At 50.2% G+C, this 16,280-nt stretch carries 15 protein-coding genes and 1 tRNA gene; 11 read left to right on the top strand and 5 right to left on the bottom strand.

Features of this window, described 5'->3' with window-relative positions; all coding sequences use genetic code 11:
• The first annotated feature begins 129 nt into the window (after positions 1 to 129).
• The 8 genes from pseB (at position 130) to K0H63_RS12955 (ending at position 10,032) form a co-directional block, all read left to right on the top strand.
• On the top strand, positions 130 to 1,125 hold the full coding sequence (gene pseB, locus K0H63_RS12990; protein WP_220065040.1) for a UDP-N-acetylglucosamine 4,6-dehydratase (inverting): 996 nt from the start codon (positions 130 to 132) through the stop codon (positions 1,123 to 1,125).
• Complete coding sequence (gene pseC / locus K0H63_RS12985; protein WP_220065039.1) at positions 1,122 to 2,273, top strand: UDP-4-amino-4,6-dideoxy-N-acetyl-beta-L-altrosamine transaminase; 1,152 nt, start codon at positions 1,122 to 1,124, stop codon at positions 2,271 to 2,273. The genes pseB and pseC overlap by 4 nt, the downstream gene beginning before the upstream one ends.
• Before the next feature lie 105 nt (positions 2,274 to 2,378).
• The gene (gene pseF, locus K0H63_RS12980) at positions 2,379 to 3,077 is read left to right on the top strand and encodes a pseudaminic acid cytidylyltransferase (protein WP_220065038.1); all 699 of its coding nucleotides are present in this window, start codon (positions 2,379 to 2,381) and stop codon (positions 3,075 to 3,077) included.
• Between the two features lie 165 nt (positions 3,078 to 3,242).
• Entirely contained in the window at positions 3,243 to 3,935 is a 693-nt protein-coding gene (gene pseF, locus K0H63_RS12975; protein ID WP_220065037.1) for a pseudaminic acid cytidylyltransferase, read from the top strand.
• On the top strand, positions 3,932 to 5,452 hold the full coding sequence (gene pseG, locus K0H63_RS12970) for a UDP-2,4-diacetamido-2,4,6-trideoxy-beta-L-altropyranose hydrolase (RefSeq protein ID WP_220065036.1): 1,521 nt from the start codon (positions 3,932 to 3,934) through the stop codon (positions 5,450 to 5,452). Before pseF (K0H63_RS12975) ends, pseG begins: the two co-directional genes overlap by 4 nt.
• Positions 5,453 to 5,459: 7 nt before the next feature.
• Positions 5,460 to 6,509: a pseudaminic acid synthase gene (gene pseI / locus K0H63_RS12965; RefSeq protein WP_220065035.1), complete on the top strand. Its 1,050-nt coding sequence runs from the start codon at positions 5,460 to 5,462 to the stop codon at positions 6,507 to 6,509.
• A gap of 25 nt (positions 6,510 to 6,534) precedes the next feature.
• Positions 6,535 to 7,152, top strand: a complete 618-nt coding sequence (locus K0H63_RS12960) for a pseudaminic acid biosynthesis-associated methylase (RefSeq protein WP_220065034.1) — start codon at positions 6,535 to 6,537, stop codon at positions 7,150 to 7,152.
• A 1,215-nt stretch (positions 7,153 to 8,367) separates the two neighbouring features.
• Positions 8,368 to 10,032, top strand: a complete 1,665-nt coding sequence (locus K0H63_RS12955) for a methyl-accepting chemotaxis protein (protein ID WP_220065033.1) — start codon at positions 8,368 to 8,370, stop codon at positions 10,030 to 10,032.
• 524 nt (positions 10,033 to 10,556) lie between these two features.
• Here K0H63_RS12955 and K0H63_RS12950 read toward each other — a convergent pair.
• Positions 10,557 to 10,632 (bottom strand) — tRNA-Arg (locus K0H63_RS12950).
• Positions 10,633 to 10,686: 54 nt separating this feature from the next.
• The gene (locus K0H63_RS12945) at positions 10,687 to 11,862 is read right to left on the bottom strand and encodes a flagellar assembly protein FlgT (protein ID WP_220065032.1); all 1,176 of its coding nucleotides are present in this window, start codon (positions 11,860 to 11,862) and stop codon (positions 10,687 to 10,689) included.
• 286 nt (positions 11,863 to 12,148) lie between these two features.
• Here K0H63_RS12945 and K0H63_RS12940 point away from each other — a divergent pair, with 286 nt between their 5' ends.
• On the top strand, positions 12,149 to 12,781 hold the full coding sequence (locus K0H63_RS12940) for a FlgO family outer membrane protein (RefSeq protein WP_220065031.1): 633 nt from the start codon (positions 12,149 to 12,151) through the stop codon (positions 12,779 to 12,781).
• Positions 12,778 to 13,233 carry an LPP20 family lipoprotein gene (locus K0H63_RS12935; protein WP_220065030.1) on the top strand — a complete coding sequence of 152 codons (456 nt, stop codon included), beginning with the start codon at positions 12,778 to 12,780 and terminating at the stop codon, positions 13,231 to 13,233. Before K0H63_RS12940 ends, K0H63_RS12935 begins: the two co-directional genes overlap by 4 nt.
• A gap of 128 nt (positions 13,234 to 13,361) precedes the next feature.
• Here the strand turns inward: K0H63_RS12935 and K0H63_RS12930 are convergent, their stop codons facing one another.
• From K0H63_RS12930 to flgA, 3 genes are all read right to left on the bottom strand, one after another.
• Complete coding sequence (locus K0H63_RS12930; RefSeq protein ID WP_220065029.1) at positions 13,362 to 13,796, bottom strand: flagellar protein FlgN; 435 nt, start codon at positions 13,794 to 13,796, stop codon at positions 13,362 to 13,364.
• 108 nt (positions 13,797 to 13,904) lie between these two features.
• Positions 13,905 to 14,240 carry a flagellar biosynthesis anti-sigma factor FlgM gene (gene flgM / locus K0H63_RS12925; protein ID WP_011760435.1) on the bottom strand — a complete coding sequence of 112 codons (336 nt, stop codon included), beginning with the start codon at positions 14,238 to 14,240 and terminating at the stop codon, positions 13,905 to 13,907.
• 74 nt (positions 14,241 to 14,314) lie between these two features.
• Complete coding sequence (gene flgA, locus K0H63_RS12920; protein WP_220065028.1) at positions 14,315 to 15,022, bottom strand: flagellar basal body P-ring formation chaperone FlgA; 708 nt, start codon at positions 15,020 to 15,022, stop codon at positions 14,315 to 14,317.
• A gap of 203 nt (positions 15,023 to 15,225) precedes the next feature.
• Between flgA and K0H63_RS12915 the strand changes: the two genes are divergently transcribed.
• The gene (locus K0H63_RS12915; RefSeq protein WP_220065027.1) at positions 15,226 to 16,146 is read left to right on the top strand and encodes a chemotaxis protein CheV; all 921 of its coding nucleotides are present in this window, start codon (positions 15,226 to 15,228) and stop codon (positions 16,144 to 16,146) included.
• Positions 16,147 to 16,280: the final 134 nt, after the last annotated feature.

Below are 16,280 nucleotides of genomic sequence, written 5' to 3'. Positions count from 1 at the left end.
GTGATGGACCGTCAACAAAAGTGATCTGAAGTAGACATTTGACGCTGTAAGGTTATGCTCTAGCTAATATCATGAATTAATGCGGAATTTATACCGTCAACGGTAATGACCCTAGCTTTGGGAGTGAGTATGTTTAATGATAAGACTATTTTGATAACGGGTGGCACAGGATCTTTCGGCCACCAGTATGTCAAAACGCTCCTGGAGCACTATCGTCCCAAGCGTCTGATCGTATTCTCGCGTGACGAACTTAAGCAATTCGAAATGCAGCAGCGCTTCAATGCCCCCTGCATGCGTTATTTTCTTGGTGACGTACGCGATGTTGACCGCCTGACTCAGGCGTTTCGTGATGTCGACTTCGTCATTCATGCAGCCGCCATCAAACAGGTTCCTGCAGCCGAGTACAATCCCATGGAATGCATCAAAACCAATATCTATGGTGCTGAGAATGTGATTAAGGCAGCCATAGCCAATAATGTCGACAGAGTGATAGCCCTGTCCACTGATAAGGCGGCGAACCCTATCAACCTTTATGGTGCCACCAAGCTGGCCTCTGACAAGCTGTTTATTGCTGCCAATAATATAGTGGGTGGCGGGAGGACTCGTTTTGCAGCCGTGCGTTATGGCAATGTCGTAGGCTCTAGGGGCTCAGTGGTGCCTTTCTTCAAAGGGTTGGTTGCCAAAGGGGCCACCTCTTTGCCAATTACCCATCCCAATATGACCCGCTTCTGGATTACCTTACAGGACGGCGTCAATTTTGTGTTGAAGAATTTCGCCAGAATGCAGGGCGGTGAAATCTTTATTCCCAAGATCCCTTCCATCAGAGTCGTTGATCTGGCAAAAGCCTATGGCCCGAATTTGCAACAGGAGATAGTGGGTATCCGACCAGGTGAAAAGATGCATGAAATAATGTGTCCAAGTGATGATTCCCACCACACTCTGGAGTTTGATGATCATTTCGTCATTACCCCCAGCATACAGTTTTTCGGTGGTAACAATGACTACAGCCAAAACAAGTTGGGAGAGAAAGGCACATTGGTTGAACCCGGCTTTGAATATAACTCCGGTACCAATACTCATTTCCTGACGCCAAGTGAAATTCTCAGCATGGATGCCAATGTATGATTTTATATGGCAGACAGGACATTTCCTCACAGGATATAGCTGCCGTTGTTGATGTACTCAATTCTGATTATCTGACTCAGGGGCCCTGTGTACCTGCTTTTGAAAAGGCAATTTGTGAATTGACTCATGCAGCTCATGCTGTGGCGGTTAACAGCGCCACCTCAGCGTTGCATATTGCCTGTCTGGCGCTGGAGGTGGGTGCAGGGGATCTGGTGTGGACCTCGCCCATTACCTTTGTTGCGTCGGCTAACTGTGTACTTTATTGCGGCGCTGAGGTGGATTTTGTTGATGTCGATCCTGCTACGGGCAACATGTGCCCGCAGGCGCTCAAGGACAAACTTGAAAAAGCCAAGTGCCTGGGCCGACTGCCCAAGGTCATCATTCCGGTGCACCTGGCCGGTCACTGTTGTGACATGCAAGCCATATGGGCGCTAGCGACCGAGTATGGTGTAAGGGTGATTGAAGACGCCTCCCACGGGATTGGGGGAAGCTATGGTGAGCACAAGATAGGTGCCTGCCGCTTTTCGGATATCACGGTATTCAGTTTTCATCCGGTGAAAATAATCACTACGGCCGAGGGCGGGATGGCCACAACGAACGATGCCGTATTGGCAAAGCAGTTGGCCTTGTATAGAAGCCATGGGATCACCAAAACTGCCGCCGACATGCTTAGACCTGACGAGGGGCCTTGGTATTACGAGCAGCATGAACTGGGTTTCAATTATCGGATGACGGAATTGCAGGCTGCATTGGGACTGAGTCAGTTGGGGCGTCTGCAGACCTTTGTGGAAATTCGCAACAGGCTGGCAGATGGTTACCGAAATGCGTTCGCTGCATCCGTTGTACAGACGGTGGATCCTTTGGCCGGAAGCCTTAGCGCCTATCACCTGCAAATAGTTCGACTTCCCGATCCCGCAAAGCGCCGTGCCATCTTTGAGAAGATGCACGCCGATGGTATTCAGGTACATGTACATTATTTCCCAGTCCACCTTCAGCCCTATTATCTCGGGCTGGGATTTGCCAAAGGAGACTTCCCAATAGCTGAGAAGTTTTACGATGAAATCATGACCTTGCCTCTGCATCCCGGCGTTTCGCAAGAACAGGTTGAGTTTATTGTCCAGCGTCTGATGCTCCATGTGTCGGCTTGAGAGGTAGTCTGGTCGCTGGTTGTGTGCATCTGTAAGTCGTGACTAAAGCAAGCAGGTGCGATCGAGCGTGGGCTCGGGCAGGGGCGAGGTGAACAGGAAACCCAAATGGCAATAGCTTTGATTCCCGCCCGTGGCGGAAGTAAACGCATACCAAATAAAAACATCAAATTGTTTAATGGTAAGCCAATCATAGCTTACTCGATTGAGGCAGCGAGGGAGAGCGGTTGTTTCGAGCGTATTATCGTTTCTACTGATAACAGTGACATTGCTCGTGTGGCCGTTTCCTGCGGAGCCGAGGTGCCTTTTGTCCGACCGGCTGACATTGCGGACGATTACGCTACCACGATAGATGTGATTAAGCATGCATTGAACTGGTTGGATGTATGTGGTGAGATGCCTGAGTATATCTGCGCCCTTTATGCGACAGCGCCTTTTCTTGAGGCAGAGACCATAGCCAATGCATTGCTATTACTAAGACAAGATGTGGCAAAGCAATATTGCTTCGGCGTGGCGGAATATCCTTCGCCTATCCAGCGTGCCTTTAAAATCACGCCGATCGGCAATATCGAGATGTTTCACCCTGAATATTTTTTGACCCGCTCCCAAGATTTGGAAAAGGCCTATTTCGGTGCAGGCCAGTTTTACTGGGGCAGGTCTCAAGCCTTTCTGAATGATGTGCCATTGTATTCAAAGGCTTCCATCCCCTACGTCTTACCAAACTATAAGGTGCAGGATATTGACAGCCTAGATGATTGGATAAGGGCTGAAGCTTTGTATCGTGCCATCAATAGCTTGGTAATTTGAAAATAAGCACTTAATAGAAACGAAAATATCACTTTTGGCATGGCAACAGAGATATAAGTGTCGAAAGGACCGCATTACCGGTGTTTAAAGGAGACCCGCGTGTTTTGCCGTTTCCTCTCTGGATGTTTTTAACAAGGCAGATACAGTGCTATCAGGAGATAAACAGTGAAAGTTGCGATTATTCCCGCAAGGGGGGGCAGCAAACGTATTCCCCGAAAAAATATCAGGTTGTTCCATGGTACGCCCATCATTGCCTATTCTATCGAAGCAGCCCTTGCATCCGCTTGCTTTGACAAGGTTATCGTGTCTACCGACGATGAGGCCATTGCCGAAATCGCAAGGCAATATGGTGCAGAGGTGCCTTTTATCAGGCCACAACATATCGCCGATGATCACGCAACTACCCTGGATGTCATTCAACATGCCATTGACTGGTGTGAACAGCAGAGTTGGAACCTGAGCTACGTTTGCTGCCTGTATGCAACGGCTCCTTTTATTCAACTGAGTGATCTGCAAATGGGGCTGGCCAGGGTACAACAACCCGGTGTCGAGTACGTTTTCAGCGCAACCAGTTTCTCTTTCCCAATCCAAAGAGCGATAAAATTATCCAACTCGGGTGAGGTGAGCATGTTTTCTCCCGAATTTGAACAGAGCCGATCTCAGGATTTGGAGGAAGCCTATCATGATGCCGGACAGTTTTACTGGGGCCGGGCCAGCGCCTTCAAGCAGCGACTCGCCATATTTGCTCCGCATTCCAGGGTGGTTATGCTGCCGCGAATCCAGGTTCAGGACATAGACACCCATGAAGACTGGGAATGTGCTGAAGCCTTATATGCTGTGTTGAAGAGACAGGTATGAATATCCTGATTAGGGCCGACGCATCTGTTCAGATTGGAAGCGGTCATATCATGCGTTGCCTTGTGTTGGCCCATGCATTAAAGAAGCAAGGTCACGAGGTCTGCTTCGCCTGTCGTCGACAATCGGGTGATCTCGTTGAACTGATTAAAAAACGCGGCTTCAGGGTCATAAACTTGGTTGCCCCTGCGCAGCCGCCTTCCCTTGGTTCAAGCGTTGAATATGCGTCTTGGTTGCGTGTCCCATGGCAGCAGGACGCGGAAAGCCTGGTCACCCAGGCTGGAAAGGTAGATCTACTGATAGTCGACCATTACGGTATCAATATCGAATGGGAGAGATGGGTTAAAGGTGAACTGCGGTGTAAGTTATTCGTCATCGATGACTTGGTGCGATCACATGATGCCGATCTCCTGTTAGACCAAACCTTGCTGCGTGATAAACAAGCCTATATATCGCTTGGCGCTGCCAAACGGGTACTTGTTGGCAGCGACTACGCCTTGCTGGCAGAGAACTTTCCTGCTGCAAGAGAAGCTATGTTAAGTAAACCAGCCACCCTGAACCGTCCCAGAGTACTGCTGTTCATGGGGGCGATGGATTTGCCGAATGTCACGCTAAGGGTGATAGAAGCCTTTGCCAAAATTGGCGCAAGCAAGCGTCCGCTGTTGACAGTGCTATTGGGGAAACATGCATGCCATTATCAGCAAGTGCATGAGGCATGCGCTCGGACCTACGGCTGGGTGAACCATATTGAGCATGTGGACAACATGGCAGAACTTATGTGTCAACATGATTTGGCTATAGGAGCTGCTGGCACTACGGCACTGGAAAGAGCCTGTGTGGGTTTACCCAGTATTATTATTCCCATGGCGGATAATCAGAAAGACATCTGCCAGAACCTTGTTACGACAAACGCGGCCATCAGTCTTGAAATTGACAAGATTGAAGCTGAGTTAATCGTTAAGTATGGACTTTTGCTTACTGATTACCGTGAATTCAGAAACAGGAACTTCGGTCTGTGTGATGGGCTGGGGATCAAAAGAGTGATACTGGAACTGAATGATTTGCTTCATGATACTTCTTCGACATTGACTCTGCGCAAGGCGACTTTGACCGATATAAAGCAAGTTTATGAATGGCAGAATCATCCGAGCACCCGCCAATACGCCAACAATCCCCAAAGTCCCGGTTGGGAAGAACATCAAACCTGGATGCGAAAACAATTAGCCAATCCGGAGCATTTTTTTTATTTCATAGTTGATTGCGAAAGCAACAGTGATCTTGGCGTAGTGAGATTGGACAGGGTTGCTCAGGCGGAATATGTCATTTCGATCTTTATTGATCCCTCTCAATATGGAAAGAAAATTGCGGGCAAGACATTAGCCATGGTAGACGCCGTACATGGAGATGTAACAATTATTGCCAAGGTTTTGAAAGATAATATGGTTTCGCAGAGATTGTTTTCCTCGGCAAACTACAAGCAAGTCACTGACGAAACCTTCATTCGTGTGCCCTTAAAGTGAGGTTGGAATGAAATCCGAAATTTGTATCGATGGCCGTCTTATAGGTGTGTCCCATGAGCCCTATGTGATTGCCGAATTGTCTGCTAATCATAACGGCAAAATAGAAAACGCGATTGAGATCCTGATCCAGGCAAAACGTGCCGGTGCAGACGCCGTGAAATTACAGACTTATACGCCCGACACCATAACACTTGATTCCGAAGACGATGCCTTCATGGTGCACGGTGGGCTCTGGGATGGTCAGTCGCTCTATCAATTGTATAAAAGTGCTTACATGCCTTGGGATTGGCACAAGCCGTTATTTGACAAGGCCAAAGAGCTGGGCATCACCATATTCAGTTCCCCCTTCGACTTCAGTGCGGTTGACTTACTCGAATCACTCAATGCACCCGCTTATAAAATTGCTTCGTTTGAGCTGGTGGATCTCCCTTTGATAAAGCGCGTCGCGCAGACCGGCAAACCCATGATCATGTCCACCGGCATGGCAAATGAAGCTGAAATTCATGAGGCAATTACGACAGCTAAGGATAACGGTTGTAAGGAACTGATTCTCCTTCACTGCGTCAGCGGTTATCCGGCGCCAGCAGCTGAATATAACCTGCGAACCATTCCGGACATGGCACGACGATTTGATGTCTTGACCGGTCTTTCGGATCACACAATAGATAACGCGACGGCCGTAGCTGCTGTGGCGCTGGGCGCTTGTGTGATAGAAAAGCACGTCACACTGGATCGCAATGGTGGTGGACCGGATGACAGCTTTTCATTGGAACCTGCAGAGCTGGTGGCACTGTGTCGAGACGCAAAAACCGCGTGGTCGGCGCTTGGCCAGGTAAACTATCAAAAGACAACGGCGGAGCTGGGCAATGTAAAGTTTCGCCGTTCTTTGTATGTGGTGAGAGACATAGCCAAAGGTGAGTTTTTGACCGCAGACAATATCAGAAGTATTCGCCCAGGGTTTGGCTTGGCACCAAAGCATTATGAAACTGTGATCGGAAGAAAAGCTAAGCATGACCTTCCGAAAGGCTCAGCCTTAAGCTTTGAGTTTATAGAATAAGTATATCAATTGCGGGGACATAAAAGTGACTTACAAGACTGAACAAGAAAGATTCTGGGCCGGGGAATTTGGTGATGAATACCTGAATCGCAATCAGGGAGAAAGAGCCATTGCCGCCAATATCGCTTTCTTTGCCAAAGTGTTGCAACAAACTCAAAACATAGGAACCCTAATTGAGTTTGGCGCCAATATTGGTTTAAATATTGCTGCTTTCAGGGCAATTATGCCGGAAGTAAAGATGTCAGCAATTGAGATTAATGATAAGGCAGTAGCGCACCTCAAGCAATTTCAGGATCTAACGGTGTATCATTCGTCGATACTGAACTTCTTACCTGAAACTCATTATGACTTTGTGTTGATAAAGGGCGTACTTATCCACATCAACCCGGACGAATTGCAAGGGGTATATGACAAACTGTATAACAGCAGCGGCCGTTATATTTGCATTGCCGAATATTATAACCCCACGCCGGTCGAAGTTCCATACCGGGGGCACAGCGGCAAATTGTTCAAGAGAGATTTCGCCGGCGAAATGCTGGACAAATACCCGGATCTGCAACTGGTGGATTATGGTTTCATGTATCACAGGGATAACAACTTCCGTCAGGACGACATGACCTGGTTTCTGTTGGAGAAGCGCTAGTCGAAGGGGCGATACTTAATAAAGCTGAATTTAGTGCATGATCTGCCATTTGCTTTTGCTCCAGTGTTATGCACTCAATTAAAATAAAAGAACCCATGGTGATAGATATTTACTCAGTTTTTCTGGCGTACAAGAACAAATGGAATAAAAGAAATAGCCCTAAAAGCGAGCGAAGGGAGTTCTTTGATCTTACAAATTTAAGACCATAGCCAGAAACATTGTTTCTGCACTGCGCAGTTTAGGCTTCAGTTCATGAGTTTACTGCTCGAACAAGGCTGCTCAATTTTACAAGCCCATTGATGTCTCAGGAGTGGTGAGACGGTTAGAAGACTAAAGAAATTGCCCTGACTATCACACCTAAAAGTCAGTGACTGTTGAACTTCGTGGCATCCCCAGCTGAGTGGGTAGGATAATTGCGTCCAACGGGTCTCAATCATGGGGTGGTGATCCCCATTACATGAGTGGGCAGCGGTTGGCGCATTCTGAGTCAATGAATGATTTCCGGTGTTGCAAACAGTTGGCAGTGCAAAGTCTAACAGACCTAACACTGAGACTGCGGATAATGAGTTTAATACGATCTTTGGGATTAAAGGCAGAAGCTTTTTGTCTGGTTTTTCTACAGCGCGAGGATGGAAGTAAAGTCGCCAACTCCTCCATTGGTGGTTTGGCGCTGCTGTATTACGAGGCGCATAAATCGCCGTGAAAGCGGTTGGGATGGTTCACAAATGGAAAAGTTGTTCTGCCGCGTGACACCACAGCGGGTAGCCGTTGCATTAGGCAATATGGGGCCTCAGTGAATACCTGATGCACTAGGACAATTAACCTGCTTTCCCATCAATACCATAATGAGAGACCGGTTCAAGGCTGGGAACGTGTCCGATATTGTCTTACTATCACAAATTTCTTTTTCTTTGATAACTATCGTTTTCTGTCCTCACTGGCGCTGCAGGCACATTTTCGCTAATACTTTTCTTTGAATTCCATTATTTAAGTGGGCTTACCATCGACTAAAGTGCAGTTTTTAGTCGAGTCCTCAGCCCATACTATAGTTTAAATTAACAGGGCGTCTGCATGACCGTGGCACAGTGGCCGGTTTTGACTGTTTGTCGGTTATCCGCGTCTTGACTTAGCGTTTGTAGGGCGTTTGAGGGTGTTCGTACTAAAGAGAGCATATTGACACAACGCGGCTCTTTTCCCCGTTAAAAACACCCAACAATGTTGTCGAATACCGAGGTGCTTATGCTTGGCAACTATCTGAGAAATTACAATATTTCACGCCGAATTTGGGCGATGCTGCTGTTGTCATTGGTTGCGACCCTGCTGATGTTTGTGTTTGCGCTACGCAACATGGATTCGGTGTTGGTACAGGAAAAAGAAGCGCGGTTGAATGCGCTGACAGATATCGCCATCAGCATCATCAAGGATTATCAGGACAAGGCTCAGTCCGGAGAGCTCAGTGAAGCTGATGCCAAGACAAAGGCATTGGCTGCCCTCGATAGCCTCAGATACTCAGGAAAAGAGTACTACTTCACCATCGACCGGCAAGGAATGCTGATCCAGCACCCCTTCGCTAAAAAACTGGTGGATACCAGCGTGCTGGGTATGGCCGACCCCAACGGGGTAAAGCTGTTTGCCGAAATGATCCGCCTCACTCAAAACAGTGATTCTGCATTGGTCAATTACATGTGGAATAAGCCCGACGCCGATGCCCCCAGTCCAAAGATGAGTGTGGTAAAGCGCTTTAATGAGTGGAACTGGATTGTGGGAACAGGTATTTATGTGGATGACATTGCGGCCCAGAAACAGGAGTTTGCCTGGCAATACTTACTGGTATTTTTGTTGGTGTGGGGACCGGTGCTGGCACTGCTGCTGATGATAAGTCGCAGCGTGACCGAGCCCCTGCAGCGAACCCTTATGGCTTTTAAAAACATTGCCGAAGGCGAAGCCAACCTGACGCTGCGGCTGGAAGAGCGCGGCCGTGATGAGTTATCACAGGTGTCGGTATACTTTAATGCCTTTGTTGGCCGCATCCAGTCATTGGTCAGCTCGGTGCGCGACTCGGTCGACCACAGCCGTCAGCTGTCGGCCTCGCTGTCGAATGTCGCCCACGAAGCGGCCCATGCCACAAACAGCATGCAACAGGAAACCCAGAGTGTGGCAGCCGCCATCAATCAAATGTCGGCCACTGCCAGTGAGGTGGCGGCGAATGCTCAGCTTGCGGCGCAATCGGCAAAAGATGCCGACGCCCAGGCCGACAGTACCAATTTGGTGGTCACCCATGCCATGGGTAATGTCCGGCAGCTTTCGAGCGAGCTGGAAGAGACCTCTGAGATTGCCAAGGCCCTCAAGGTCAGCTCGGGTGAAATCGGTCAAATTCTCGATGTGATTGTGGGCATCGCCGAGCAGACGAATTTATTGGCTCTCAATGCCGCCATTGAGGCTGCCCGCGCCGGTGAGGCTGGGCGGGGCTTTGCCGTGGTAGCGGATGAAGTTAGAACGCTGGCGAGCCGTACCCAGCAGTCCACCCAGGAAATCAATGCCATCATTGAGGCCATTCGTGGCGCCGTCGACAAGGTCAATGCGTCGGTTGCAAGAGCGCGCCAGCAATCGGATAACACGGTGGATGAAACGGCTCAGGTGATGGATGCCCTGGGGCTGATTAAGCAGGCCATAGGTCAGATAAACGATATGAATCTGCAAATAGCAACGGCGACCGACGAACAGAGTGCGGTGATTGCCGAGTTGAATCAGAACATCACCCGGATCAACGACATCTCCCTGGACAATCAGTCCAAGAGCGAAACCGTCGGCCACACCAGCGACAGGATTGCCGAAGACTCTCGGCAGATGGAGCAGTTGATTGCGGTATTCAAGGTATAGGTTGATTGCTTAGCCAGTGTAGCGGCCAACCAAGCTGAACGTTAGTCACTGCATTTTGGCGATTATTCACATGCCTGACTGAGCCGCAAGGCTATTCCGAAGCATATCCCCTGAAGTGAACTTCTACAGCATGGATGCTGTCGTCGAGCTTACATGGATGTACTCGCTGCGCGTCACCTAAGTGGATGTGCCAAGGGGCGCTCATTCGTATCCATGCGATCGCGACATTGGTGCATCCATGCACGGCACCCACGGCAGGGGGATAAGCGTGTCGTCAGACTGCGAGATGAACAGTTTCATCTCGCAAGCGTTCCCCGAAGGCCTCTGGCCGCCACGCGGGGATTAATGGCATCAGATGCCGGAAGTTGCAGTTGAAACAAGAGATTGCCACGGTGGCGGCACATAAGCGGCACAGCCGATCAATACAGATACTGTAGCGGCAACAGAAACACAAAAATTGGCAGAAAAAGAGGAACTGAACGACAAGCTTGAAACTTGTGCAAGCATTCACAAGCACAAGTGAATGGTCTCCCCACAGGGACTCGAACCCCGATCGGTCGCTTAGGAGGCGACTGCTCTATCCTGTTGAGCTATAGGGAGACCCGCTGATTATACCTATTTTGTCTTTGATTAAAAGTCTTGATATTTAACTGGTTAATTCTTGTTCTGCCCGGTTTTTATCGCAATATCGCTGACCTGAATATTATCCACGCTGCCCAGACCAGAGAGCTCGGCGCGGGCACTGTCTTCAGTTACCTGGGTTATGCTGATGTTTGTTTTGGTGTTGTTCCCGGTGGCGCGGGTGTCGTTCAGCCTGTCTGGAATGTGTTTTGCCAGCACCACGGCGAGTTCATCCCCGACCTTAATGCCATGGCGACGTCCCAGATTCAGGATCAAAGTTTGCCCCTGCCTGGCAACAATTTGCCCCAGTACAGGGCGGCAAAACAGTGCCTTGTCGAGTTCCTTTACCGCCTGCACCAGCAGTTTATCTACCGCCATGCCATAGGCTGAGCGCCAGAACCTGTCATGGGTTGGGGACACCTGCTCCGTGCGTTCGAACTCCCAGGGAGCAGAGGTTGTGAACTCGTCACGCCAGATAATTTCGCCGCTGATCCCCTGGAACAGGGTGAGGGTAAGGGCAAACTGGCGCTCGGGGGCGTCTGTGACCAGGCCGAAGTAGCTACTTTGCGCGGGCTCGGTGGAGACATCAGTAATTTGGGGGACCAAAACGTATTGGCTATCGCTTGCCATGGCAAGGTACCCCGGCAAACGATAGCCGGGGGCGGCAAGTTGCCTTGCGTCCACATCAAGACGCGCGCCGGGCCGCAGGTTGGCAAAGGCCGCACCTGAGGTACTGTCCAGTCGTCGGGCGAGCTGCCGGGATACGGCTTCCCCAAGGTTATTTATCTGACCCTGCGCCAATTGGCTGCGGTGACTCACGGCGGCTTCGGGCAATAGTATCGCTGCTTTCAGGTGGGTGCTCTGACACTGATTTTGAGGCGCTTCCATCAATTCGACGCGCAGTTGCACTCGTAAGCGGTTGTTTTCAATCTGCTCACTGATGAGCTGTACGGGCCCAGTCATCAGCTGTTGCATCAGACGGGTGCTGGTATCGGTAAGATGACCATCGACCATCTGCTGTGAGGATTCAATGCTGACACCGGCTTGCAGGCTGGCATAGCTGACGGCCTGCTCAATGGCTTCTGCGCGAGCTTTGGTGACGTTACCATTGACGATAACGGCCTCGCCCTGGGCGGTCACCCAGTCGGCTTGTGCCTGAATGCTCATAAGGAGCGCGCTGAAAACGAGGGCGGATTTTATCAATCCCATATGCCTGTCCTGCCACATCTCAAAGGGTTGAGGGTTCCATCCATTGGTGTCTTTGGCACAGGGCCTGCAAGCCATTTTAGTGCCGCCGCGGTGCATGCTGGATACCGGATGGTTCTGTCATGATACGGACTAAGCAAGTTACGTGCCGCCCCAGGCCTGGCATCCGCTGGGATTATGGTGTTTTAAAGTAAAGTAATTGCCACAGGTGCCGATAGCTGTGTAATGGAGTGGAAAGTCTGAAGATGGGTTTTCTTATTAATTTATATAAAATCATGGAGTTGTCTCTATGAAGGTGCGAATGGTCACTGCTCTGGCACTCGCTTTTGTATGGTTGCCTGCGATGGGGCAGCCCAAGGTTCCTCAGAGTGTATCCTATGGGGAAGACGGCTACCCACAACGGGAGCAAGTCAATGTTCTGGCACAGCAGATAGTCAATGAGCTGCTGCTGACCAACGACGTGCTTTCATCCACCGATCCCATCGTGGTGACAACCCCGGTAAACGTGGATGACATGACTCAAAGTGGCAGTTTTGCCCGCCAGTTGCAGCAGGGCATGATGGCCGCGCTGCATGCCCGGTACTTCAACGTGGTGGATACGGCTATCAGCCAAACCCTGAGAGTCACAGACAAAGGGGACTTGCTGCTGAGTCGTGATTGGCAAAAGCTGCGTGAATCTGCCCAGACCCAGCATGTGCTGGTGGCTACTTACAGCCTGGGGCGGGATGGCATGACAGTAAATAGCCGTCTGGTCGACATAGCCAATAACCGTGTGGTAGCGACATCTCAGTCGTTCAGTCGTCCGGGGGATCTCAGGGATTACCTGGGTTACTCCCAGCAAGTCGTTTCCAAAGACGGGCTGTTATATCGCCATGAAGCGCCGGGGCTGGACAGGGTCACTCTGCTTGGAGAAGACAAATGAAAAAGTGGATTAGCACCTGTTTGACCCTGGTGTTTTTAGCCGGGTGCGCCAGCAGTGATGACCGTTATGTGCAGTGGGAGACTGAGGCGCCAGCGAGTTTTCCCAAGCTGACCGCCATTGGCTATGCGCCTTTGGCAACCCAACCTGCGAAGACCCAGGCCGAAAAGGTGCTGATGGCCATGCAGGCCTCAAAGCTTGCGGCATACAGAGAACTGGCAGAGCAGGTTTACGGTCAAAAAATCAGTGCCGGCGCCAGCGTGAACGACTGGGCCATGGGCAGTGACAGCATTAAAGCATCGGTATCTGGTGTCATCCGCGGCGCCAGAGTCGTTAAGGCCTATCCTGTTGGTGAGCATTATGTGACAGAGCTGGAACTGGATTTTGCGCGCGTGTGGGATATCTATCAGCAGCAGAATCGCCCCTCCAAGGTAAAGGAAGTGACTTACTTTTAAGGTTGGCACTCCCCTTAATCGCAGCCGCAGTAAAAAAGCCCCTGAGAATGGGGCTTTTTTATTGGGCGTTTTGTAGGCTATGTCGACATAGGCGCAGGTGGCAATAAAGCGCTTATACCCCGGGCGTGTCAGACTTCTATGCTGCTACCCAGAGTAGAGATGGTCGATGTTTTACCCTTATCCGTGTAGGTAAGGGAACTGGCGTTGCGACTTACCTGCAGCGCCTGTGCCAGCCGGTTAATGCTTGCCTGGCTGTGTTCAATAAGCTGCGCGTTGGCTTCGTTTTCCTGCTTACAGCGTGCAAGGGTGTGTTGAACCGATGCTACCTTGGCCGCCAGGGCGTTATCGTTTGTCAGCAGGCTGTGACCGGGATGAGCCGCCATGACATCATCATTTTGCTTCAGTCGTAACAGGGCAGAGGACTTGTGCTCTGCGATGGTCATCAGCTCAGATGCATTTTGGGCAATCAGGGCTGCACGTTCAGCTGCCATAGCAGCCAGAAGTTGCTCCAACAGGCTCTGTTGTGCATCGAGCAATTGATTGAGTTCATTAACGTGATCCATGGTGTTGCATCCCGGTTTTATTGACATCAGGGTTAGTGATTAAAGAATGCAAAAAGCCGGCCATCATCAAATGGCCGGCTTTGGATAGTTCCCAATCCGTGCTGGAAATCAGGCGTCTCGGCCTAATTCCTGTAATTCTGCTTCAAAGCTGGCGATATTGGCCGCGAGCTTTTCAGGGTCAATTTTATAACGGCCTTCAGCAATGGCTTGCTTGATTTCGGCCACTTTCTTTTGGTCAACTTCAGGCAGAGAAGACAGCTTTGACTGCACGCTTTGCAATTGCTGAGCCTGACTGGTGATCATCACCGAGTCGGCCTTTTGGGGTACCTGTGGCTGAGCGGTTTGTGCTGCCGATGCCTGGGCAGTGCGGGCACTGGTCAGTGGACTGCTGGTGTTGCCGACGCGGTTGGACGCGGCATTGTTTTTGGGTAATTCGATGGCCATTTCGGGCTCCAGTGTCACGGATTTGGGTTTCTTGAGGTTTATATCGGCCGCAGCCAGCAAAGCTTTAGGGTATTTTACATTTTGACTTCCACTTCGCCAACGCCGATGACAGTTGCCTCTAATACCCTGTTTGAGTTGATATTTCTAATCCTAACCCTATCGCCTTCGTTACCGTCGGCCAAGGCCTCGCCCTGGGTTTTTATCTCAAAGCTGGCTGATTTTGCGTAAATAGCTACCGCATCTCCCTTGCATACAAAACACAGGTTGTCGGCAAAGATGGGGGCGTCCTGGGGGATACGGCGCTTAACCCGCGATCCATAAAGGGGCTGTAAGTGCGAAAACTGTTGGCCACGCAGCAGAGTTTTGTCGACATATCTGACTTCGATGCTCTCTGCGTCCAGCAAATCGCCATTACCCAGCGGGCGTTTGGCCACCACCACAGGGAAAAGCACTTCTGCGCGGACAGAAAGGTACATCTGCCAAGGATAGTCCAGATCCGGGCTGACACAGCTTATACGCACTGTATTGTTACGGGAAATGGGTCTGTCGGTGGCAAGTCTTGCTGATACAGGTCCTTCACATCGGGGCAGATTCCCCCGGCTTTCCAGGCTTTGGGCCTGTACGTTGATTTTGGCGTTCGCCGGTGCATCAATTTTTTCAATAACCACGGCTTCAGCCGCCGAAGCGATGGCCGATATACTCGGGATATGAGGTTCTTCTGCGATTGATACCTTGGGTAGCAACGTCAGAATCACCAAAACTTGTGCTAACTTTACTTTCATAATGAACAGACTAGCGTGTGGCGCCAGATTACACCTATACTTTCATTCAGCACCAAAGTACCTCGTCCAAGCGCTTAGACGGGCCGTCAGAAGTTTGACGAAGTTGGGGCAAGGGTTGTCGGTGACAATAACAAAAGCAAGTTACATGCCTATGCTCCGAGGTGATCGGGGCGTCATTCCATCAAGACCACTAAGGCGAACTTATGTCGAGCATTCTTGAGTCAGTCAACAAGCGTACCCAACTGGTGGGGCAAAACCGATTGGAGCTGCTGCTGTTCAAGCTGAACGGCCGTCAGCGCTTCGGTATCAACGTCTTTAAAGTAAAAGAAGTTTTGCAGTGCCCACCCCTGACAGGATTACCCAAGCTCAATCCATTCGTGCGCGGTGTGGCCCATATTCGTGGTACCACCATTTCTGTGATTGACCTCAGTGCGGCCACCGGTGGCAAACCCATAGAGAACATTCAGAACTGCTTTATTATTATCTCTGAATATAACCGTAGTGTTCAGGGCTTTTTGGTGAATTCAGTCGAGCGCATCATCAACATGAACTGGGAGGCCATAATGCCGCCGCCTCAGGGCGCTGGTCGCTACTCCTATTTAACAGCGGTCACCGAGATTGATGGAGAGCTGGTAGAAATCCTGGACGTTGAAAAAATTCTTGATGAAATCAGTCCGGTCCGTACCGCCATCAGTGAAGACACAGATGCACAGTTAACGATTGATCGTGGGCAGCACTTCCACATCATGGTGATTGATGACTCTGCGGTGGCGCGTAAGCAAATCATTCGTGCGCTCACCTCCCTTGAGCTACAGATTGACACGGCAAAAGATGGCCGTGAAGCACTGGAAAAGCTGAAAGCCATTTCGGCGGAAATGACCAACGTGGCTCACGAGATCCCGCTGATTATCTCCGATATCGAGATGCCGGAAATGGACGGTTATACCCTGACCGCCGAAATCCGTGATGACCCCAAACTCAAAGACATCAAGGTGATTTTGCACACGTCGCTGAGCGGTGTGTTTAATCAGGCGATGGTTCAGAAAGTGGGTGCCAACGACTTTATTGCCAAGTTCAATCCCGACGAACTGGCCGCTGCGGTTAACAAGCACCTGAGTATCTGAGCAGGATGGCATTCCCCTTGGGCGGGGTTATACTCCTCCAAGGGCGCTTGTATTCAGTCACTGGATAATGTATAAAGCAGCGCTTATTTTTGGGGAATAAAATCAGAAAGTTAACCAGTTATTGAGTTAATTTT

This window comes from Shewanella zhangzhouensis (assembly GCF_019457615.1).
Lineage (GTDB): Bacteria > Pseudomonadota > Gammaproteobacteria > Enterobacterales > Shewanellaceae > Shewanella > Shewanella zhangzhouensis.
The sequence above is the reverse complement of the archived record's forward strand: the minus strand, read 5'-3'. Positions and strand labels throughout refer to the sequence as shown.